We start from the raw sequence: 22046 nt of genomic DNA, 5'->3' as shown, positions 1-22046 counted from the left end.
TGTCGGCGCCGCCGGTCTCACGAGTCCATGTGCGGGTACCGGTGTCGCACCGGTGGCACGAATGTCTCCTTGATGGTGCGCGGCGCCGTCCAGCGCAGCAGATTCAGCGGCGAGCCCGCCTTGTCGTCGGTGCCGGAGGCGCGCGCGCCGCCGAACGGCTGCTGACCGACGACGGCGCCGGTGGGTTTGTCGTTGATGTAGAAATTGCCCGCCGCGAAACGCAACGCGGCGCTGGCTTGTTCGGCGGCCTTGCGGTCGTCGGCGAAGATCGCGCCGGTCAGCGCGTAGGGCGCGGCCGCCTCCACTTCGGCGAGAATCGCGGCGTACGAACCGGGTTCGGCGTCGTCGTAGACGTGCACCGACAGGATCGGGCCGAAGTACTCGGTGGTGAAAGACTCGTCGCGCGGGTCGTCGGAGAGCAGGACCGTCGGGCGGACGAACCAGCCCTCGCTGTCGTCGTAGGTGCCGCCGACGGGGATGGTGACGCCCGCGTCCCTGGCCCGTTCGATGGCCGCGACGTTCTTGTCGTAGGCGCGCCGATCGATCAGCGCCCCACCGAAGTTCGACAGGTCGGCGACGTCGCCGTAGGTCAGTTCGGCGGTCGCGGTGAGGAAGTCGTCGCCGATGGTCCGCCACACCGAACGCGCGATGTAGGCGCGCGAGGCGGCCGAGCACTTCTGGCCCTGATACTCGTAGGCGCCGCGGATCAGCGCGGTGCGCAGGGCGTCCGGATCGGCCGACGGGTGCGCGACGATGAAGTCCTTGCCGCCGGTCTCTCCGACCAGCCTCGGATAGCCATGGTAGCGGCCGATATTCGCGCCGACCTGCTGCCACAGCGACTGGAAGGTGCGGGTGGAACCGGTGAAGTGGATGCCGGCCAGCCGCGGGTCGGCCAGCGCCACCTCCGAGAGCTGGATCCCGTCGCCGGTGACCATGTTGATCACGCCGGGCGGCAGGCCCGCCGCCTCCAGCAGCCGCATGGTGTAGAACGCCGCGAGCGTCTGCGTCGGCGAGGGCTTCCACACCACCGTGTTGCCCATCAGCGCGGGCGCGGTCGGCAGGTTGCCCGCGATGGCGGTGAAGTTGAACGGCGTGATCGCGTAGACGAACCCCTCCAGCGGCCGATAGTCCATCCGGTTCCACACGCCGGGACTCGACTCCGGCTGCTGGGCCAGGATGTCGCGCGCGAAGGCCACATTGAACCGCCAGAAATCGACCAGTTCGCAGGGCGCGTCGATCTCGGCCTGCGCGACCGACTTGGACTGGCCGAGCATCGTCGCGGCGGCCAGCTTCTCCCGCCACGGCCCGGCCAGCAGATCGGCCGCGCGCAGGAAGATCGCGGCGCGATCGTCGAAGGGCATGGTGCGCCATCCCGGGGCCGCTGCGATCGCGGCCTCGATGGCGCCGTGTGCTTCGGAATGAGTGGTATCGGTGTAGGTCCCCAGTACGTGCCGATGCCGATGCGGTGCGACGATCTCGTGCCGCTCACCGATGCCCGGCCGGTGCTTGCCGCCGATGACCAGCGGCACGTCGACGGATTCGGCGGAGATCTCGGCCAGCTCGGCCGTCAGCAGCTCGCGCTCGCGGCTCCCCGGTGCATACGTGTGCACCGGCTCATTGCTCGGAGTAGGGACAACCGTGACAGCGTCCATAACTCAGGCTAGCCCCAAATCGACGTCCGGACGCCAGCCCTTCCGCGTGTCGGAGCCGATCAGAACGGAGCCCGCCCCCACCACAGGTCGCGGACCTCGTCGAAGGTGCGCCCCGGCCAGGCGACCTCCACCATCAGTGGGTGCGCAAGCGCTCCGCGGCGGCGGCGATGCGTTCGTCGGACGCGGTCAGCGCGATCCGCACGTGCTCACGGGCCGTCGGTCCGTAGAAGTCGCCGGGCGCGGCGAGGATGCCGCGCTCGGCAAGCCAGTCCAGGGTGGTCCGGCAGTTCTCGCCGCGCGTGGACCACAGGTACAGACCAGCCTCGGAATGATCGATGCGGAAACCCGCGCCCGCCAGAGCGTTTCGCAGCTGCTCGCGCCGGGCGCGGTAGCGTTCGCGCTGCTGGCCCTCGTGCGCGTCGTCGCCGAGCGCGGCCGTCATCGCGGCCTGGATCGGGTAGGGCACCATCATGCCCGAGTGCTTGCGCACCTCCAGCAGCTCGGCGACCAGTTCGGGATCGCCCGCCACGAAACCGGCGCGGTAGCTGGCCAGGTTCGAGGTCTTCGAGAGCGAATGCACCGCGAGCAGACCGGTGTGGTCGCCGTCGCAGACCTCGGGATCGAGGATCGAGTAGGGGCGGCTGTCCCAGGAGAGGCCCAGGTAGCACTCGTCGGACGCGACGATCGCGCCGCGCTCCCGCGCGAAGGACACGACCTTGCGCAAGTGCTCGATCCCGAGCACCCGGCCGGTCGGGTTGGACGGCGAATTGAGGTAGATCAGCGCGGGCGTCTGCGGACCGAGCCGGGTGAGGCCGTCGGCTCGCAGCACCTGAGCGCCCGCGAGCAGCGCGCCGACCTCGTAGGTCGGGTAGGCGATCTCCGGAATGACCACCAGATCGCCGGAGCCGAGACCGAGCAGCCGTGGCAGACCCGCGATCAGCTCCTTGGTGCCGATCACCGGCAGCACCGCCGCCGGATCGAGGCCGGTGATCCCGTACCGGCGCTTGAGCGCGTCGACAGCGGCGGCGCGCAGCTCGGGCGTGCCGTGCGTGGTCGGGTAGCCGGGCACCTCCGCGACCGAGTTCAACGCCGCCCTGATCAGCGGGGCGACGGGGTCTACCGGGGTGCCGACCGAAAGATCGACGATCCCGTCGGGATGCGCCGCGGCTCTCGCCTTCACCGACGCGATGGTGTCCCAGGGAAAATCGGGCAGCAGAGCGCTGACCCGGCCACGCGAACTCACTTACGGTCTCACTCGCCCATCGGAGGAAGTTCTTTGATGAACGGCGGGTCGTAGTCCACCTTGCCGACCTTGGTCGCGCCGCCCGGCGAACCCAGCTCGTCGAAGAAGTCGACGTTGGCGTTCACGTACCCGCTCCACTGGTCCGGCGTGTCGTCTTCGTAGAAGATCGCCTCCACCGGGCACACCGGCTCACATGCACCACAGTCCACGCACTCGTCCGGATGGATGTACAGCATGCGACCACCCTCGTAGATGCAGTCCACGGGGCATTCCTCGATGCATGCCTTGTCCTTCACGTCAACGCACGGTTCAGCGATGATGTACGGCACTGCCGCTCTCCTAGTCTGTCCTCACCTGCGGGGATGGTCCGCCACGCGAAACCCTATCCCGACCACCCCACGTTACTACTGGTCAGCCTGCCCTAACTTCACCGGCTCCGCCCCCGCTCGCGACCGGTATGCCGTCGCCTCGTCCGCACCGACGCTCAGAGGACGATGGTAATCGCCATCTCCCCTCCGAGGCGCGCGAGTGCGCCTTTCGCACCCGCGCGCCCCGCGGGGCCTACTGCACCGACACCGACAACGCGTGCGGTTTGCGGTCGACCCGCCCGTAGGTGGTCGTGCGTTCCCGGGCCGGGCGGCCGATGCCGGTGGCGATCTCGGTGAGTTCGGCGACCGTCTTCGCGGAGCCGTGCTGGGAGCCGGCCATGCGGGAGATGGTCTCCTCCATCAGCGTGCCGCCGAGGTCGTTCGCGCCGCCGTTGAGCATCATCCTGGTGCCCGCCGTGCCGAGCTTGACCCAGCTGGTCTGGATGTTGTCGATCCGGCCGTGCAACATGATCCGCGCGAGCGCGTGCGCGGCGCGGTTGTCGCGGATCGTCGGGCCGGGACGCGCCGCGCCCGCCAGGTACAGCGGCGCGCTCTGGTGCACGAAGGGCAGCAGCACGAATTCGGTGAAACCGCCTGTCTCGTCTTGGATTCCGCGGAGCACCCGCAGGTGGCCGACCCAGTGCTTCGGGTTGTCGACGTGCCCGTACATCATCGTCGAACTGGAGCGCAGCCCGACCTGATGGGCCGTGGTGATCACCTCGATCCACGCGGAGGTCGGCAGCTTGCCCTTGGTGAGCACCCAGCGCACCTCGTCGTCCAGGATTTCGGCGGCGGTGCCCGGAATGGTGTCGAGCCCGGCTTCCTTCAGTGCCACCAGCCAGTCGCGGATGCTCTGCCCGCCGCGCGATGCCCCGTTGACGATCTCCATCGGGCTGAAGGCGTGCACGTGCATGGACGGCACCCGCTGCTTCACGGCGCGCACCAGGTCGGCGTAACCGGTGACCGGCAGATCCGGATCGATGCCGCCCTGCATGCAGACCTCGGTGGCACCGTCGACGTGCGCCTCCCACGCCCGGTCGGCGACCTCGTCGGTGCTCAGCGTGAACGCGTCGGCGTCGCCCTTGCGCTGGGCGAACGCACAGAAGCGGCAGCCGGTGTAGCAGATGTTGGTGAAGTTGATGTTCCGGTTCACCACGTAGGTGACATCGTCGCCGACGGCGTCGCGGCGCAGTTGGTCGGCCAGCGCGGTGACCGCCTCCAGGTCGACGCCCTCGGCGGTCGCCAGTGCCAGGTACTCGTCGTCGGAGAGCGCCGCGGGATCGCGTTCCGCGGCGCGCAGCGCGGCGAGCACGTCGCCGTCGAGCCGCTCGGGTGCGGCCAGGTCGCGCGCCTGTTCCCGGATGGTGTCCCAATCGCCGAACGCGCCGACCACGTCCTGCCCCAGCGCGGAGTCGCTGCGGCTCTCGGTGTTGCGGCCCTCGGTATCGATGGCGGTGTTCAGGTCGGTCCGGCCCGCCGAGTCCCACGATTCGTCCGGCTCCTGCCACGGCAGGCCGACCGGCATCGCGTCCGGATTCGCCAGTCCGGTCGCGGGATCGGTCAGCGCGGCCACGTGCGCGCCGATCCGCGGATCCACCCACGGGTTCCCCGCGCGCACGTATTTCGGGTGCGCCGAAGTCCTTTCGACGAGCTGGTAGCCCGCCGCCTCGGTGATCTCGCGCAACGTGTCCAGATTCGGCCACGGCCGTTCGGGATTCACGTGATCCGGGGTCACCGGCGAGACGCCGCCCCAGTCGTCGATGCCCGCGTCGATCAGCGCGAGGCATTCCTCCAGCGACACCAGGTTCGGCGGAGCCTGCACCGGCACGTCCGGGCCGAGCAGCAGGCGAGTCACCGCGATGGTCGCGCGGAACTCCTCCAGACCGGCGTCGGGCGCGTCGCGCATGGCGGTGTCGTCCTTGGCGCGGAAGTTCTGGATGATCACTTCCTGGATGTGCCCGAAAGCCTTGTGCTGCTTGCGGATCGCCATGATGGACTCGGCGCGCTCGGTCAGCGTCTCGCCGATGCCGACCAGGATGCCGGTGGTGTACGGCACCGAGAGCCGACCGGCGTCGGTGATGGCGCGCAGCCGCACCGCGGGGTCCTTGTCGGGACTGCCGTAGTGACACTGCCCCTTCTCGGTGAACAGCCGCGTCGAGGTGGTCTCCAGCATCATGCCCATGGACTGCGCCACCGGCTTGAGCCGCGCGATCTCCTCCCAGCTCATGACGCCGGGGTTCAGGTGCGGCAGCAGACCGGTCTCCTCCAGCACCATGATCGAGACGGCGCGCAGGTAGTCCAGCGTGGAGTCGTAGCCGCGCTCGTCCAGCCACTGGGCCGCTTCCGGCCAGCGCGCCTCGGGCCGGTCGCCGAGGGTGAACAGCGCCTCCTTGCAGCCGAGCGCGGCGCCGCGGCGAGCGATCTCGAGCACCTCGTCGGGCTCCAGGAACATGCCCTTGCCCTCGGCCCGCAACTTGCCCGGCACGGTGACGAACGTGCAGTAGTGACACTTGTCCCGACACAAGCGGGTCAGCGGAATGAACACATTGCGCGAATAGGTGATGGTCTTCGACCTGCCCGCCGATTCCAGACCGGCGTCGCGGACCCGCGCCGCGCTGCGACACAACTCGACCAGGTCCTCGCCGCGCGCGTGCAGCAGCACGGCGGCCTCGTCCACGTTCAGTGTCACGCCGTCTCGGGCCCGGCGCAGCGCGCGGCGCATGGCCGACGGGCTGGGCGGGGCTGGCGGGACGCTCGGTGTCGCTAGCTCGGTCACGCCCTCGATCATGCGCTACCCATCCTGGACTGTCTCCCTCCAGTGCTCGTGTGTGAGCGTAGCCAGCTCACCGGCGACGGCGAGTTCCGCGAGGCCCGTCGTGAGCGTTCACAACCTCAGCACGCCGCACCGTTATTCCATCGGCGTGGCGCGGGGCGTCGAATGTTCGTGCGACCATGACAACCATGTCGCAGCCGCGCACGATCATGGCCGACCCGGCCTGGCGTCCCAGCCCCAAGGCGAAACTGCTGTGGACGGTGCAGGCGGGGCTGGCTTGGGTGCTGCCGTTCCTCGCGCTGCTCGTGTGGGCGGCGCTGGACTCGGGCCGTCGCGGCTTGCAGCTGACCGCGCTGGTGATCGGGCTGGTGTGCGCGGTGTTCAGCATCGCCGTCGTGCCGTGGTGGCGCTATGCCGTGCACCGGTGGGAGATCACCGACGAGGCCGTGTACACCAGGGTCGGCTGGCTGACCCAGGAGAGCCGGGTCGCGCCGATCTCGCGGGTGCAGACGGTCGACACCGAACGCGGTCCGCTGGAGCGGCTGCTCGGCCTGGCGACGGTGACGGTCACCACCGCCTCGTCGGCGGGCGCGGTACAGATCACGGCGCTGGATCTGCCGGTCGCCGAACAGACCGTCACGCGGCTGACCGAGATCGCCGCGCGTCACCGCGGGGACGCGACGTGACCCAGTACCCGGCCGCCGACACCGGACCGCCGTGGGCACGCCTGGATCGGCGAATGCTGTTGGTGCATCCGGTCACCGAGGTGGTCAAGTTCATCCCGGTGCTGATCGGTTCGGTCATCCTCGGCACGAGCAGCGGCAACCCCGCCTGGAGCATCATCCCGCTGGCGCTGATCGTCGGATTCGCGCTGACCCGATGGTTCACGACGACCTATCGAGTCGGCCCGACCCACGTCGAACTGCGCACCGGATTGGTGCAGCGCAGGGAGCTTTCGGTGCCGCGCAGCCGGATCAGATCCGTCGACATCGAATCCGACCTGCTGCACCGGGCGCTCGGACTTTCTGTGGTGGTCATCGGCACCGGGCAGCAGGCCGACAGCGGTGAGAAGTTCAAGCTGGACTCGCTCGACGCGCGGGTGGTGCCCGCGTTGCGCACGGAATTGCTCGCGCACACAGCGCGACCGGCACCGGCCACTCCCGCTGCGGGCGAATCGGAAGACGAAGCGGCACAAGCACATCCGGCCGCGCGCGAGATCGGGCACTGGCGGCCGGAGTGGGTGCGGTACGCGCCGCTGTCGCTCACCGGGTTCGCCGTCATCGCGCCGATCGTGGGCGCGGCGTTCCAATACGGCTTGGGCGAGCGGCTTTTCGAATCCGATGCCGCGCAGGACATCGGGGAAGGCACCGCCGCCGCCATCGCGCTCGTCGCGCTCGGCCTGTTCGCCGCGATCGTGCTCCTCGTCAGCCTGGCGGCCTGCACGCGATACCTGACAACGTATTTCGGCCTCCGCGTCCTGCACAACGGCCGCACCCTGCACGTGCGCCACGGCCTGTTCACCACCAGACAGATCACCCTCGACCTCGCCCGGTTCCGTGGGGCCACGGTGAACGAGCCACTGCTGCTTCGCCTTTCGGGCGCCGCCGAGCTCGAGGCCATCATGGTCGGGGAGAATCCGCGCCAGAAGATCCTGCCCCAGGCCCCGCGCGCCGCGGTCGAACGGACGTTGGGCGAGTTGCTCGATTCGGGTGCGCGAACCGATCGCACGCCACTGGCGCAGATGTCCGCGCGGCTCACCCGCCACGGTCCCGCCGCCCGCCGCCGCCGCTACTTCCGTGCGCTGTCACCCGTCGTTCTGCTGGCCCTCGCGGTGCTCGCCTTCGCCCTCGAAGGCCCCATCCCGCCGTGGTGGTGGCTGTTGCCCGGCCTCACCGCGATCGTCGCCATCGCCTTGGCCGAGGATCGCTATCGAGGTCTCGGCCACACCGTGCTGCCCCGCACCGGCACCTCTCCCGCGTGGCTCATCACCCGCTCCGGATGCCTCGACCGCGATCGCGACTGTCTCGAAGCCCCCGGCGTCATCGGCTGGACCGTCCGCCAATCCTTCTGGCAGCGCCGCGCCGGCTTGGCGACCGTCATCGCGGCCACCGCGGCGGGCAAGAAGCGCTACCTCGTCATCGACATCCCGCTCGCCCAGGCCTGGTCCCTCATCGAATCCGTCACGCCCGGCGCTCTCGGCTCCCGCTGACTTCCGTCCGGGAGAGCGCATCCCGGTGCGGAGACGTGTCGTTCGGCGGCGGGCGCGAGGGCGCGGCGTTGAATGTGGGGGTGGTCGAGACCGTAGCGCGGGACGAGTCACGGATCGCCGATCGGCGGGTGCGCCGGATGCAGCGCGGGGATGCGTACCGGCTCACCGCGTTCGGGGGGCTCGCCGCGCTGTCGCTCGACGCGCTGTCCAGTGTCGCGTACGGGCCGGAGGCCATCGTCCTGGTGCTCGTGGTGGCGGGCGCGGCGGCGGTGCAGTGGACGTTTCCGGTGGCGCTGGCGATCGCGGCGCTGTTGCTGGTGCTCGTCCTCTCGTACCGGCAGGTGATCGCGGCGCATCCGGACGGCGGCGGGTCGTACGCGGTCGCGAAGAAGGACCTCGGGCGCGGTGCGAGCCTGCTCGCCGCGGCCAGTCTGGTGGTGGACTACGTGCTGACGGTCGCGGTCAGCCTCTCGGCGGGCGCCGCGAGCTTGGCCAGCGCGTTTCCCGTGTTGCGTGACCATCAGCTCGCCGTCGCGCTCGGTGCGCTCGCGATGATCACCGTGGTGAATCTGATCGGTGTCGCGGAGTCTGCCCGGGTGTTGCTGGCACCGACCTTGTTGTTCATTGTCTGCGTACTCGGCGTGGTCGGGGTCGGCCTGCTGCGGCCGGAGCCGGTGGCCGTGGTCGGTGACGATCCCGGGCCGCTCATTCCGATCGAAGCGCTCGGAGTCTGGTTGCTGCTCAAAGCTTTCGCGGCGGGATGTTCGGCGCTGACGGGTGTCGAGGCGATCGCCAACGCGGTGCCCTCGTTCCGCACTCCTGCCGTCCGGCGCGCGCAGCACACCGAGGTCGCGCTGGGTGTGCTGCTGTGCGTCATGCTGGTGGGTCTCGCACTGCTGATCCGCCTGCACCATGTGGTGCCGCGCGGTGGCGTGACGGTGCTTGCTCAGCTCGCCGCGGCCGCGTTCGGTACGGGGTGGCCGTTCTATGTCGTGAACTTGGCCGTCGCGCTGGCATTGGGTTTGGCGGCGAACACCAGTTTCGGTGGGCTGCCGGTGTTGCTCGCGCTGCTGGCGAAGGATCGCCGGATGCCGTCGCTGTTCGCGCTGCGCTCCGAACGCCCGGTGTTCCGTTACGGCGTGACGGCACTCGCCGTGGCGGCGGGCGCGATTCTGATGCTGGTCGACGCCGAGACGCATCGGCTGCTTCCGCTGTACGCGATCGGCGTCTTCATCGGGTTCACCCTGAGCCAATGGGGACTCGTCCGGCACTGGAAGCGGCAGCGCGGTCCGGGATGGGCGCCACGCGCCGCGCTCAACGGGTTCGGCGCGTGCCTCACCGCCGTCGCGGCCGTCGTGCTGCTCGGCGAGAAGTTCACCGAAGGCGCGTGGCTGCTGCTGGTGATCATCCCGCTGCTGATCACCTTGTTCGCGCGTACCGAGAGCTACTACCGCACGGTGGCCGCCGAACTGCGCCTCGGCGAGATTCCGCCGCGTCCCGAGAAGGGTTCCGAGACAACGGCTCTCGTCATCGTCCCGGTGGTGGCCGTCAGCGAGGCGACCGCCCGCGCCCTCGCCGCCGCCCTGCGCATGCGCGGCGAAATCGTCGCCGTCGCGGCGGAGATCGATCCGGCCGCCACCAAACGCCTCAGCGCGCGCTGGAAGGAATGGGATCCGGGTGTCCCGCTCACCGTCCTGCCGTCCCCGCACCGCAGCCTGATCGCCACCCTCGTCGGCTATGTACGCAAGCAATCCGCCGCGGGCCGCGACGTCACCGTCCTCCTCGCCCACGTGGAAGCCCGCCACTGGTGGCACCGCCCACTGCACAACCCGCGCGGCCCCGTCCTCGGCGCCGCTCTCCGCGCCCGCACCGACGCCGTCATCGCCACCCTCCCGATCCGCGTCGACTGACCGGTCGCGGGGACGCGGAATCAGTGGTGGGCGGGGCGGAGGTAGATGTACGCCAGCGGTGGAATCAGTCCGCAGAGGAGCAGGAGGAGGGTCGGCCAGTCGCTGAGGAGCATCAGGTCGCCGCCGGGGCCCGCGAAGGTGCACGCCAGGAAGCCGAAGGTCCAGACGACGACCGGGAGCAACGCGACGCGGGTGCTGTCGGTCAGCGTGCGCATTGCCGCGATCAAGAGGACGTTCAACCCGGCCGCGAGCAGCGCCGTCACCGGCAAGGCGAACGTGCCCGAGCCCGCGACCGCGGCCAACGGCGCGGCCACCAGGGTGGTCTCCTCGTCGGGCGGCAGGTGCGAGGTACCCAGGTAGACCGGGAGATAGAGGACCTCGAAGGCGAGGGTGAACAACCCGCTCAGCACGAGCACGGCCATCAGCGCCAGCCGCAGGGGCTCGGCGATCCACCCTCGATCATCGGTACGGGGCGCGTCCACGCGCTTGTCGAGCGCCGTCACGGCACCGGCGGATAGCCGAGGAGGGTCAGCAGGTGGCTCTGCATGTCGACGAAGGCGTACAGCACCGACATGTACAGCTCGTGCTGATGCTCCGCGCCGGGGCGCAAGCTGTCCACGAATGCCGAGATGGCGTTCTGGAGGTCCCAGTTGTACACGTCCAGGAGTCTATGCCCGGCGGCTCGGCTGGGATCACGCACCGTCGGGATGACTTCAGACGATCCCGGCGAACAGGTCGTGCTCGCGCCCGTCCGGCCCGACCGGGCCCCGCGTGCCACGGACCAGCACGTAGTGCTCCTCGGGCAGCACCGGCTGGGCGATGTTGTTGGACAGCGCGAACTCGCGCCCGGAAGGCGCGACCGTCACCTGAGTCGCGTGCGCGCGCAACGCCGCCCGCTTGGCGGCCAACGCGTCCGACACCTCGACGGTGGTGGTGACGGTGTGACTCGGCACGCTCGCCAACTCCCCCGCTCCCGGCAGCCGCCACCCGGGCGGCAGCGCGCCGGGGAGACCCTCGACGGTGCGGCGCGCCAGTGCCTCGGTGTGCAGCCGCAGCATGTCGGCGTCGGTGACCGTCCAATAGAACTTGGGCACGTCCCAGCCGCGCTCGGCCGCCGCGTGCACCGCGTCGGTCGCGACCTCGTGAGCCCTGATGTGATCGGGATGGCCGTAGCCGCCGCGCGGGTCGTAGCCGATCACCACCCGCGGCCGCAGCTCGAGCAGGATCTCGACGAGCGCGTCCACCGCCTCGGGACCCGAACGCACGAACGCCCTGGGATGTTCGGCCGACGGCGTGCCCGCCATGCCGGAGTCCCGCCAGCGGCCCGCGCCGCCGAGGAAGCGCGGCGGCGCGGCGTCCAAAGCGGCCAGCGCCCTAGTCAATTCGAGGATGCGATAGCCGCCGAGCTGATCGGCGTGATCCGCGGTCAGCTGCGCCCACTGCTCGCCGATCACCTCGCCCTCCTCGCCGAGGGTGCAGGTCACCACGGTGACCGGAACGCCGCGGCGGCGGTAGTGCGCGATGGTGCCGCCGGTGGTGATGGATTCGTCGTCCGGATGCGCGTGCACCAGCACGATGCCACCGGGCCCGTCCGGCTTGGTCACGGGATCCTGCGCCACATCGAGGCGTCACCGAAGATGCCCACCTGGATGGCCCCGCTCAGCGACGCGCCGTCCACCCGGGGGCCCGCAGCGGCGACCACGTTGTCCTGCACGATCGGCAGCACGGTGGCCAGTCCCCACAGCGCGGGTTCGGCGTCGGCGAGCACCTTGGGTACGTCGATACCGCGCAGCGCGGCGTCGATCGCGGGTTGCAGCACGGGATCGCACACCCCGGACAGATTGCTCGGCGCGCGCCGCGCCGCCTCGACCGCGGCCTGCGCCTCACCGTCGTCGAGGACCGGGTTCGGCGGCAGGCAGCTGTAGCGGGACGCCAGCACGGTCGCCGGATCGGCGCCGGCGACTTCCCAGCCGACGATCGCGTCCACGCCGCCCTCGACCAGTTCCTTGCCGTACAGCTCGTCGGCCGCGAGGCTGCGGACGCTGGCATCGATTCCGGCGCTGCGCAATTGGTCGGCGGCGGTGTTGGCCACCGCGAGCGCGGTCGCGTCACCGGTCACCGCGCCGATCCGCAGCGCGAGGGTCTTGCCGTTCTTCGCGATCGGGCGCGGCTGCGGCGCGGGCGACGTCGGCGAGATCACCGGCGGCGGCTCGGGCGCGCGCGCGAAACCGGCCTCGGCGAGCAGCGCGAACGCCTCGTCCGCGGTGGGCCGCGGCGGCGCGGTCGGCGCGTAACCGGGAACCGATGGCGTCAGTATCTGCGCGCGCACCGGTTCGACCCACCCGCCCGTCTGCGCACCGACGGTGGCGAGCAGCGCGGGGTCGAGCAGCGCGAGCACTCCGCGCCGGACCCGCGGATCGGCGAGGTCGGTCGTGCGCCCGTTCAGGACGAATTGCAGTTCGCGCGACTGCGGCATGATCACCGTGCGCACCGAGGGGATCGCGGCCAGCTGCGCCTGGGTCGCGACGCCGCCGTGCACGAGCGCCATCTGCGCGTCACCCGTGCGCAGCGACTCGGCCAGCTGCGCGGGAGTTCCGCCGCGGCGCAACAGGATCTGATCCGGCGCGGCCGGGGTGCCCCAGTAGCGATCGTTGCGTTCCAGCAGGATCTCGTCGCGGCCGGGATCCACCGACTTGATCGCGAAGTTACCGCCGGACACCGGGATTCCCTCCGCGAGACCATTGGCGAAACCACCCGGCTGATCCTTGATCAGATGGGAGGGAAGCAGATTCGCGAACAACTCGCGCCAGGCCGGGTACGGCTGGGTCAGCACCACGGTGACCGTTTTGCCGCCGCCGGAGGAGTTCACATCTGAGATCAAGCGGTAGGCGGCGGAATCCGCGACACCGGGCTGCGTCAGCATCTGCTGCCAGAGGAAACGGAAGTCCTCGGCGGCGATGGGCGCTCCGTCGGACCAGTTGGCCTGGTTGCGCAGCGTGTAGGTGATGGTGAACGGCTCCTGGCTGGTGACCTCCGCGGAGGTCACCAGCGCGGTGTCCGGCACCCAGTCCGTGGCGCCCGGCACCGACGGACTCGGCACCGGACGGAACGGGCTCGGCAACACCATCGAGCTCACCGCCGAGGTGGCGGGCGACTGATCGGAGCGCAGGTGCGGGTTGAACCCGATACCGATGTCGTCGATCGCCACCACGACGGTGTTCTTGCCCGGCTTGGCGGGCGTCGTCTTCGGGCTGTCCGTGCTCTCGATGGGCGGGGGCGGGTTCGCGGTGCATCCGGCGAGCACCGTCGCGGAGGCCGCCAGCAGAACCATCAGTGCGCGCAGCATCGCGCGTCGTTTTGCCCCCGAGCTCACGTTCGGCACTCTACAGCGCGGCCCGGTCCCGCGCCTTCCGCCTGGACAGCTCGCGGGCCCGCTCGTTCTGGCCGAGGATGACCTTGCGCACCCGGACCACCTCGGGGGTGACCTCGACGCACTCGTCGGCGGCGCAGAACTCCATCGCGCCTTCCAGGTCCAGCTGCAACGGCTTGGCCAGGGTCTCGATCACGTCGGCGGTGGAGCTGCGCATGTTGGTCAGCTTCTTCTCGCGGGTGACGTTGATGTCGAGATCCTCCGCGCGCGGGTTGATGCCGACGACGTGGCCCTCGTAGGTGTCCGCGCCCGGCTCGACGAAGAACTGGCCGCGGTCGGCGAGCTGGATCATCGCGAACGGGGTCACCGTGCCCGCGCGGTCGGAGACCAGCGAACCGGTGTGGCGCGCCCGGATCTCGCCCGCCCACGGCGCGTAGCCGTGCGAGACGGCGTTGGCGATGCCGGTGCCGCGCGTCTCGGTCAGGAAGTCGGTGCGGAAGCCGATCAGGCCGCGCGAGGGAACGATGAACTCCATCCGCACCCAACCCGCGGCGTGGTTGTTCATCTGGACCATCTTGCCCTTGCGGGCGGCGAGCAGCTGGGTGATCGCGCCGAGGTACTCCTCGGGGCAGTCGATGGTCAGCTCCTCGTAGGGCTCGTGCACCTTGCCGTCGACCTGCTTGGTGACCACCTGCGGCTTGCCGACGGTCAGCTCGAAGCCCTCGCGGCGCATGGTCTCGACCAGGATGGCCAGCGCCAGCTCACCGCGGCCCTGCACCTCCCAGGCGTCCGGGCGGCCGATGTCGAGCACCCGCAGCGAGACGTTGCCGACCAGCTCCTGGTCCAGGCGCGACTTCACCATGCGGGCGGTCAGCTTGTGGCCCTGTACCCGGCCGACCAGCGGCGAGGTGTTGGTGCCGATGGTGACCGAGATCGCGGGCTCGTCGACGGTGATGCGGGGCAGCGCGACCGGATTGTCGATGTCGGCGAGGGTGTCGCCGATCATGATCTCCGGGATGCCCGCGATGGCGACGATGTCGCCGGCGACGGCCACCTCGCCGGGCTGACGCTCGACGCCGATGGTCTGGAGCAGCTCGGTGATCTTGACCTGCTTGACGCCGTCGGCGTGCATCCAGGCCACGTTCTGACCCTTGCGCAGCTCGCCGTTGTGCACGCGCACCAGCGCGAGGCGGCCGAGGAAGGCCGAGGCGTCGAGGTTGGTGACGTGCGCCTGCAGCGGCGCGGCGGCATCGCCCTTGGGCGCCGGGATGCACTCCATCAGCACGTCGAACAACGCGTCGAGGTTCTCCGCGTCGGGGGCGCTGCCGTTCTCGGGGCGCTCCTTGGAGGCCTTGCCCTCGCGGCCGGAGGCGTAGAGCACCGGCAGGTCGAGTGCCAGCTCGGCGGCCTCGGCTGCGGCGTCGTCCAGGTCGGAGGCCAGATCGAGCAGCAGGTCGTGGCTCTCCTCGACGACCTCTTCGATGCGCGCGTCGGGGCGGTCGGTCTTGTTGACGACCAGGATCACCGGCAGCGACGCGGCCAGCGCCTTGCGCAGCACGAACCGGGTCTGCGGCAGCGGGCCCTCGGAGGCGTCCACCAGCAGCACGACGCCGTCCACCATGGACAGACCGCGCTCGACCTCACCGCCGAAGTCGGCGTGGCCGGGGGTGTCGATGACGTTGATGACGGTGACCGAACCGTCCGGGTGGTGCCGGTGCACCGCGGTGTTCTTGGCGAGAATGGTGATGCCCTTCTCGCGTTCCAGGTCGCCGGAGTCCATCACCCGGTCGACCGGTTCGGCCCGCTCGGCGAAGGCGCCCGACTGGCGCAGCATGGCGTCGACCAGCGTCGTCTTGCCGTGGTCGACGTGGGCCACGATGGCGACGTTGCGAAAATCGCGTGCAGACGACACGCCTGAATCCTCCTGCTGTTGGTGTTGGTGCCGGCCGACCCCCTGCAAACAGGTGGAGAATGGAAACTCACTGGGCATCGCGGCCAGCTACACAGTACCGGCATCCGGGCGACCCCTCCGATCCAGGCGCTCGAGTAAGGGTATGCTAACCGTCGTGGGCAAGGTCAAAGCGAAGAAGGTTTCGAGTCTGAAACCGAAGAAGAAGTGCTGTCGTAAGAAGACGCGCTGCTTCAAATGCCCCGTTGTCATCATGCGGATGAAGAAGGCCGAGGCCGCGGGGCTGACCGGCAAGGATTTGAAGAAGGCGCTGAAACAGGCTCGCGCAGCCTGAGTTTCACCGATCCCGGTGCACCTCCGGCAAACGGGGGTACAACCGGCATATGAGCACTCCACTGCTATCCGAAGCCGAGATCGCCGACGCGCTCGCCGGACTGCCGAATTGGAGCCGGTCCGGCGACAACATCACCCGCACCATCAAGGCCTCGTCGTTTCCGGCGGGCATCGATCTGGTGCGCAGGGTCGCCGACGCGGCCGAAGCCGCGAACCATCACCCCGACATCGATATCCGGTGGCGAAACGTCACCTTCACGCTGTCCACCCATTCGGCGGGCGGACTCACCGCCCTGGATCTGGGCATGGCCCGCGAGATCGATCTGCTCGCGTCGCAGTCCGAGTAGCCGCCGAGCACCGAACGCTCGCCGGCGATCGTCACGCGCCGAATCACGTCCCTGATCGGCTGACGCCCGGATCAGCCGCGGGTGGCATCCGGACTACGCCCGCGCGGAATCCTCCGCCACCCGCTCGCTCGCCGCGGGCTCATCCGTCCGCTCGCGCCGCGTGCCGGACCAGATGATCCACGCGAAGAGGACGAGCACGCCGAGCACGTCCACCGCACCCAGCCAGGACAGCACACCGGGCCGGGAGATCTCCCAGATCGTCGGCTGGGCGAACGAGAGCACCCACGGCACCCCGATCAACATCGTCACCAGCCAATAACCCGCCAGGATTCGCGCGCCCGGCGACCGCCGCAGCGGGCCGTAGACCAACCACAGCACCGTCGGCAGCAGCCAGACCCAGTGGTGCGACCAGGAGATCGGCGAGATCAGCAACCCGAACAGCTGCACCATCAGCAGCGTGCCCATCCGATCGTCCGGTTCCAGCGCCCGCCAGGCGAAGAAGGCCAGCGCCGCGACCGCGAGCACCGCCGCGATCCACACCGGCCCGGACTCCACGTCGTGGCCGAGGATGCGGCTCAGCGTCCCACGCAGCGACTGGTTCCACACCGAGCCGACCGGGCCGATCCGGTCCGCGTCACCGAGCAGCGTGCCGAAGTAGCGCGTCGCCTCGTGGTTGTTGATGAGGTAGCTGATGCCGACCGTCGCGCCGAACACCACCGCGGACCACAGCGCGGTCCCCCAGCGCCGCCGCGCGACGAAGTAGAGGCCGGTGATCGCGGGCGTCAGCTTGATGCCCGCGATGATGCCGACCAACCCTCCCGAGACCCACCATCGCGAACTGCGAACCGCGAGCATCGCGCCGAGCACCAGGAAGACGTTGACCTGTCCGTAATCGATCGTGGTGCGGACGGGCTCGAGCCACACGCCGACCGTCGTCCAGCCGATCGCCGCCACGCGCCAACCGGGTTCGCGCAGCCGCTGCGCGCCGACGATCAATTCCAGCGCGATCCAGACGACGCCGTACAGCGCCGCCACCGTGGCAAGCAGCCAGCCCACCGCGATCACCTTGAACGGCAGGAAATGCAACGGAAAGAAGACCAGCGCGGCGAACGGCGGATAGGTGAACGGCAGCGGGAAATCCGGTGTCTTCTCCGCGTAGGTGAAGTCGTAGAGCCGGTCGGTGAGCAGCGCCGCCGAACCGTCCACGTAGACGTGCAGGTCGACCAGGTTCATCCCGTTGGGCGACACCAGCATCCACAGCAGCCTGGCCAGAACGGATAGACCGAGCAGCAACACCGCCAGTCGCAGGTGGGCAGCGGCCGGACGCTTGTCCGACCGAGCGCTGTCTCGGTTCAAATCGCGGGCTTTCGGGTCGGGGGGCGGTCGCGAAACGCGACCCGCCGGTGTCCGGTGTGTCGGCGACAAATGCCGAAGGCTGCGACTAGATTAACCGGAGCGCTGATCTTCCCCGTGCGGGCTATGCACAGGGATAACATTTGCATCAACTTCCACATCGGTAACACGCCGCCGGGCTACCTTCTGATAACACTGATCGTCCACGGCACAACGTGATAACGACCACCGCTGTACAACTCGGCGGTCGTGTCCTTAGAGTGACCCCCGAAACAATGGGTTTTCACCCATTGGCCCAGATGTACCCGAGGTAAGGACGGCTAGACCAGTGCTTCGCACCCGACGATCGCGGATCGCATTGACCGCACTCGCCCTGGCGGCGAGCGCTTCGCTCGCCGCGCCGGTCGCAGTAGCGGCACCGGCGCCCGCCCACGCCGCGGTTCCGAACAGCGTTCCGATGGTGCCCGAGGGCGTCCCGGTGGACGCGATCGCCGCGCTCACCCCCGCCATCGTCGGCGCCATCGCAGGCCCGGCCGATATCGCCAACGGGCCGCAGTCCGCGATCCTCGATCAGGCGCGCATCCTGCTCAACACCCTGAATCTGCCGCCGCAGATCAAGTCGACCCTGGAACGGATCATCACGTTCCTGGACGGCAGCGGCGGCGGCGGCCCCGCGCTGCCGCAGGACGGCCCCGTCATCGCGCAGTTCCTCTACCCGACCATCGGCAAGGGCTGCATCAGCCCGACCGCCGACTCGGTCGGCACGGCCCTCGCGGTGCCCGGCCCGGCCACGCTGCCCCCGCCCGGACCGGAGTCCGGCCAGACCGGCTTCGTGTTCACCGCGCTCGGCACCAAGGCGCCGACCGCGCAGCAGAACCCGCCGATGACCGTGCAGTGGCTGAACCTCGACACCCGGCAGTCCGGCGTGCAGGCGCTGACCGACGAGGCGAAGATCAACCCGGAAGGTCCGGCGACCCTGTCCGCCATCGTGAACACCGGCCGCGGCCGGATCGTCGCGGTGGTCGGCGGCTCGCTCACCACCCAGGCCCCCGACGCCGCGCCGCGTACCTGCTCGTTCCTGCCGACGCTCGGTTTCTTCACCGTCGCTTGATATTTCGAAGCCCGGCCGGTCGTTCGCGACCGCCGGGCTTCGCTATGTCCGGCCGACACACCACGGCAATCGGGGCGATAGTCCCCGGCCGGGTCCGCGGTGTGGTAGACCGAAAGCATGTCGACTGTCGAAGGAACGGTACGACCCCGCTCGATTCGGAGCAGGCGCTCGCGCCGGTCGATCCTGTCCATCCGGTCCGAAGGCTCGATCCTGTCCATCGGGTCGGCCTATTCGATCCTCTCCATCGGCAGCGTCGGTTCGGTGCTCTCGATCGGATCCGTCGGATCGTTCGCGTCGGTGATCTCCTCCGGCTCCTTCGCCAGCCTCGGCTCGGCGCTGTCCGGACTGTCGCGCTGGTCGCTGCTGTCCTGGATGGGTGATCACGAGGCGCCGGAGACGCGGCCGAATCTGCGCGTGGTGCCCGACGACGAACCGGATCTGCGTGTGGCTCCGGTCTGCCACTGCCAAACGTAGGCGTAGCTCCGCATTCGCTCCGGCCGTGCGCGGGCCGAGGACGGACTGCGCCCGACAGCGCCCATTCGGCGTACCTCCGCATTCGCTCCGGCCGTGCCGCTCAGGCCGTGCTCACCACTGCCCGTATTCGGGCTGCAGGATGTTGTTGAGATCGATGCCGACGCCGTCGATGGCGCGCTTGTCGATCTCGAACTGGTGCAGGTGCGCGGCCGGGTGCACGTACCCCTTCGGGGTGCCCCAATTGTGCTGCCAGTACCAGGCACCCAGGCCCGCCGCGCGCGCGAGATCGATGGTCGGCGAGTTGGCGTAGACGCCGACGTTCTCCTTGCCGAGCACCGCTTCCCAGCCGAGCAGGTAGGGCGCGATCATGGTCGCGAAGTCGACGGGCGTCGGATTGTCGTCGATCGAGGCGTAGATGGGTCTGCCCTCGGGGCCGCCCGCGGCCAGATGCAGCTCCAGCCCGCGCTCGGCGTGCCGCTTGCCCGCCTCGAGTCCGCCGCGCCAGTCGGCGGTCGGTCCCTTGCCGAACTGATAGCAGGACACGATCTTCAGCCCGGCCGCGGCGAGTGCCTCGGCCTCGCGCGCGAGCAGCGGCTTGCCCATCATCCATTCCGCGCCGGGCCGCCGATCCGACACATATCGGATGACGCCGACATGACCGGCTTCGAGAATGGCGTCGGCCGAGGGCACGCCGCCGGAATAGTCGATCAGCGTGCCGAGCGTTCCCGTCGCGGAGGCGGACGGGGCGGTGCCGGCCACACCCAGCGCGGCGGCCGCGGCGGTGTAGGCGAAAAGCTTGCGCCGGGACAGATCGAGAGAACGCATCGCAGGACTCCTTCGCGCAACCCCCATCGGCTGGCAGCGTGCCCGGCGCACCTTCCCCAAGGTCACACGAGCGCCGGGAGCCTCGAACGTGAACTCATTTCACCACACTTCACATTCGAACCGCTAGACCCATTCGACCCAATCACCCCAGTTGTCACAGGGGTTACGCGACACCGTCGATCCGAGCCGCGACATCGATGGTGCGGCCGGAGCTGTCGCCGAGTTGCTCGCGCACCACACCGGCCACCTGCGCGATGACCTGCTTCTTGATTCCGGCCAGCGCGCCGAGGGTCGCCGCGCGCACGCCCTTCGCCTTGAAGTCCATCCTGATGTCCTCGGTCGCGGGCGGCGGCACGTCGATGACGATCAGCAGCGGATCGGCCGCCCTGGCGATCAGTACCAGCGGAATCTCGACATCGGCGCGGTACTCGTTGGCCTTGAAGACTTGCACGGTGATATCCAGCCTCACGGGAAGCGTCAGGTCGAACGAGACGAGATCGTCCGGTCCCTCGGGCCGATCGCCCAGGCGCGGGTGTCGGATCGCGCCACGCACGGTGACGGTCGCCCGGTCCTTCGGCCCGGTCTTCAGCGGTCCCACTTCGATCGGACGCCCTGCCATCTTCTCCACAACCTCGAAGACCCGATCCCTCGTCACGATGCGGGCGAAGAACCGGTGACCGAACTCGCCGTAATCGATCCAGTCGAACTTCTCCTGCGCGCGGTGCCGCGACGGCGTGCCCGCGACCATGGCCTCGACGTCGAAGACGCGCCCGCTCCTGGCTTGCGGTTCGGCAAGCATGCTGTTGACCCGGTTGGCGACCTCGCGCTGCACCAGCCCGGCGATCGGGTCGAGCAGCCACTCCCAGGCCGACTCGACGGTCTGCGCGCGCAGCACGAAGCTCACGTCGCGGGTGGTGATGGGCGGGATGTCGATGACGATCAGCAGCGGATCGGCGGTGCGGGCGTGCAGCGTGAGGTCGATTTCGACGACCGCCTCCAGCCGCAGCTTCCGGCCGCCGAGCCGGACCTTGACCGCGAGGGTGAGCGGCACCGTCACCTGGAAGACGACGTGCGGATCATGGCGCAGGACGGTGGGTTCGCCGACCTTGCCCTCGGCGATGAATCCGGCGAGTCCGGGCGGACCGATGTTGAAGGGTCCGATGGCCATGCCGCGCCCCGCCATGGAGGACACCGCGGCCACGATGCGTTCCTCGGTCACCGCGTGGGTGACGAAGCGTTCGCCGAAGTCGGCGTAGTCGATCCAGGACGGGTCGTTCGTCGTTTCTTCGGTCGGCTGCATCAGAGATTCCGAAACCCTCACCTTTCAACGGACTACCGACACGGTACGCGACGAAAGTTTCCGGAGATCAGAACGTTAGGGGAACCCTGTCCTGCTGATGAGGGGGTAGCAGGACAGGGTCCGCGGCGACAGCGCTGCCGGGCGCTGCCGCCTCCATACTAAGGCTCCGGGAGGGACGCGCCGAGCATCGCGCTCGCCGAACGGGACGTCCTGAGCGGCAATGATTTTCAGAATCGCCCATATCCGACGACGTCGTTCACGTCGGCCACCCGGAATCGGTGGATGCGCACCTCGCCGAACTCGTTGCCGCCGATGGTGGTCACCTCGCCGTTCGCCGCCGTGAGCACGATGTTCGTGTGCTGGGTGAACTGACTCGCCGGGCCGTAGAGCAGCACGTCGCCGGTGCGCGGGCGGTAGCCGCTGCCGATGGGCGCGAACCGGTCCACGCCCTCGTAGTACTCCTGGAGGGTGTAGACACCGGGTATCCGCCACGATCCGGAGTTCGGATTCGACAGCGGCCGCCCGGCCTCACGCATCGCCCAGCTCACGAAGTCGGCACACCAGGGCTCGATCACGCCTTCGGCGTACTTCGGGCCCCCGCCCGGCTCGTCGAACTCGCGCTCCAGAACCTCGACCAGCCGGATCTGCGCCGGGTCGAGCGCGGAGCGATCGATGGCGGGGAAAGCGGTGGGACTCTCCCCGACCACCGCGGGGCGATCCGAGCTGGTCCACCACCAGACCGTGCCCGCGGCGACCGCCGCGACGACGGCCAGCCCGAGTACCAGCAACGGACCGAGCCGCCCCCGGGTTCTCTGCGATACGGACATTCGCCCCCCATTCGCTCTGCTACGACCTTTCATCCTTAGGAC

Annotated in this window: 20 protein-coding genes; 7 read left to right on the top strand and 13 right to left on the bottom strand. The window is 69.4% G+C overall.

Going from position 1 to position 22046, the window contains the following annotated elements:
* Positions 1-17 precede the first annotated feature (17 nt).
* From pruA to FB390_RS11640, 4 genes are all read right to left on the bottom strand, one after another.
* The gene (pruA, locus tag FB390_RS11655; protein WP_141808970.1) at positions 18-1652 is read right to left on the bottom strand and encodes an L-glutamate gamma-semialdehyde dehydrogenase; all 1635 of its coding nucleotides are present in this window, start codon (positions 1650-1652) and stop codon (positions 18-20) included.
* A gap of 133 nt (positions 1653-1785) precedes the next feature.
* A complete protein-coding gene (gene dapC / locus FB390_RS11650) occupies positions 1786-2895 on the bottom strand; it encodes a succinyldiaminopimelate transaminase (RefSeq protein WP_141808969.1) in 1110 nt (369 codons plus the stop codon).
* Positions 2896-2903: 8 nt separating this feature from the next.
* Positions 2904-3224: a ferredoxin gene (gene fdxA, locus FB390_RS11645; protein ID WP_011211287.1), complete on the bottom strand. Its 321-nt coding sequence runs from the start codon at positions 3222-3224 to the stop codon at positions 2904-2906.
* A 232-nt stretch (positions 3225-3456) separates the two neighbouring features.
* Positions 3457-6051, bottom strand: coding sequence for a bifunctional FO biosynthesis protein CofGH (locus tag FB390_RS11640; RefSeq protein ID WP_141808968.1), 2595 nt, complete (start codon positions 6049-6051; stop codon positions 3457-3459).
* 173 nt (positions 6052-6224) lie between these two features.
* Between FB390_RS11640 and FB390_RS11635 the strand changes: the two genes are divergently transcribed.
* From FB390_RS11635 to FB390_RS11625, 3 genes are all read left to right on the top strand, one after another.
* Positions 6225-6722 (top strand): PH domain-containing protein, encoded by a 498-nt coding sequence (locus tag FB390_RS11635; RefSeq protein ID WP_141808967.1) that lies wholly within the window; start codon positions 6225-6227, stop codon positions 6720-6722.
* A gap of 53 nt (positions 6723-6775) precedes the next feature.
* Entirely contained in the window at positions 6776-8245 is a 1470-nt protein-coding gene (locus FB390_RS11630; protein WP_141811693.1) for a PH domain-containing protein, read from the top strand.
* A 137-nt stretch (positions 8246-8382) separates the two neighbouring features.
* Entirely contained in the window at positions 8383-10155 is a 1773-nt protein-coding gene (locus FB390_RS11625) for an amino acid permease (protein WP_141811692.1), read from the top strand.
* Positions 10156-10175: 20 nt separating this feature from the next.
* On the opposite strand, the gene FB390_RS11620 is transcribed toward FB390_RS11625, so the two are convergent.
* The 5 genes from FB390_RS11620 to typA are packed head-to-tail and all read right to left on the bottom strand — an operon-like array spanning position 10176 to position 15437.
* The gene (locus FB390_RS11620; protein ID WP_141808966.1) at positions 10176-10658 is read right to left on the bottom strand and encodes a hypothetical protein; all 483 of its coding nucleotides are present in this window, start codon (positions 10656-10658) and stop codon (positions 10176-10178) included.
* Positions 10655-10813, bottom strand: coding sequence for a hypothetical protein (locus tag FB390_RS11615; RefSeq protein ID WP_097245437.1), 159 nt, complete (start codon positions 10811-10813; stop codon positions 10655-10657). The genes FB390_RS11620 and FB390_RS11615 overlap by 4 nt, the downstream gene beginning before the upstream one ends.
* A gap of 55 nt (positions 10814-10868) precedes the next feature.
* Complete coding sequence (mshB, locus tag FB390_RS11610) at positions 10869-11759, bottom strand: N-acetyl-1-D-myo-inositol-2-amino-2-deoxy-alpha-D-glucopyranoside deacetylase (protein WP_141808965.1); 891 nt, start codon at positions 11757-11759, stop codon at positions 10869-10871.
* Entirely contained in the window at positions 11756-13501 is a 1746-nt protein-coding gene (locus FB390_RS11605; protein WP_141811690.1) for an ABC transporter family substrate-binding protein, read from the bottom strand. Before FB390_RS11605 ends, mshB begins: the two co-directional genes overlap by 4 nt.
* Positions 13502-13538: 37 nt before the next feature.
* Positions 13539-15437, bottom strand: coding sequence for a translational GTPase TypA (gene typA / locus FB390_RS11600; RefSeq protein ID WP_067788431.1), 1899 nt, complete (start codon positions 15435-15437; stop codon positions 13539-13541).
* Positions 15438-15591: 154 nt separating this feature from the next.
* Here typA and FB390_RS33490 point away from each other — a divergent pair, with 154 nt between their 5' ends.
* Both FB390_RS33490 and FB390_RS11595 read left to right on the top strand, forming a co-directional pair.
* A complete protein-coding gene (locus FB390_RS33490; protein WP_097244929.1) occupies positions 15592-15768 on the top strand; it encodes a hypothetical protein in 177 nt (58 codons plus the stop codon).
* Between the two features lie 49 nt (positions 15769-15817).
* Entirely contained in the window at positions 15818-16114 is a 297-nt protein-coding gene (locus tag FB390_RS11595; protein WP_141808964.1) for a 4a-hydroxytetrahydrobiopterin dehydratase, read from the top strand.
* Between the two features lie 93 nt (positions 16115-16207).
* Here FB390_RS11595 and FB390_RS11590 read toward each other — a convergent pair whose 3' ends face one another.
* Positions 16208-17470 (bottom strand): mannosyltransferase, encoded by a 1263-nt coding sequence (locus tag FB390_RS11590; protein ID WP_141808963.1) that lies wholly within the window; start codon positions 17468-17470, stop codon positions 16208-16210.
* 325 nt (positions 17471-17795) lie between these two features.
* Here FB390_RS11590 and FB390_RS11585 point away from each other — a divergent pair, with 325 nt between their 5' ends.
* Positions 17796-18578, top strand: coding sequence for an Rv1157c family protein (locus tag FB390_RS11585; RefSeq protein WP_141808962.1), 783 nt, complete (start codon positions 17796-17798; stop codon positions 18576-18578).
* 117 nt (positions 18579-18695) lie between these two features.
* Entirely contained in the window at positions 18696-19052 is a 357-nt protein-coding gene (locus tag FB390_RS11580; protein WP_067788423.1) for a hypothetical protein, read from the top strand.
* 111 nt (positions 19053-19163) lie between these two features.
* On the opposite strand, the gene FB390_RS11575 is transcribed toward FB390_RS11580, so the two are convergent.
* From FB390_RS11575 to FB390_RS11565, 3 genes are all read right to left on the bottom strand, one after another.
* A complete protein-coding gene (locus FB390_RS11575; RefSeq protein WP_141808961.1) occupies positions 19164-19877 on the bottom strand; it encodes a DUF1906 domain-containing protein in 714 nt (237 codons plus the stop codon).
* 163 nt (positions 19878-20040) lie between these two features.
* Positions 20041-21177, bottom strand: coding sequence for a hypothetical protein (locus FB390_RS11570; protein WP_141808960.1), 1137 nt, complete (start codon positions 21175-21177; stop codon positions 20041-20043).
* A 227-nt stretch (positions 21178-21404) separates the two neighbouring features.
* Positions 21405-22004, bottom strand: coding sequence for a CHAP domain-containing protein (locus tag FB390_RS11565; protein ID WP_141808959.1), 600 nt, complete (start codon positions 22002-22004; stop codon positions 21405-21407).
* Positions 22005-22046 lie beyond the last annotated feature (42 nt).

Source organism: Nocardia bhagyanarayanae, from assembly GCF_006716565.1.
In the GTDB taxonomy this organism is placed as follows: Bacteria; Actinomycetota; Actinomycetes; order Mycobacteriales; family Mycobacteriaceae; genus Nocardia; species Nocardia bhagyanarayanae.
This window is presented reverse-complemented; position numbering and strand designations above follow the sequence as displayed.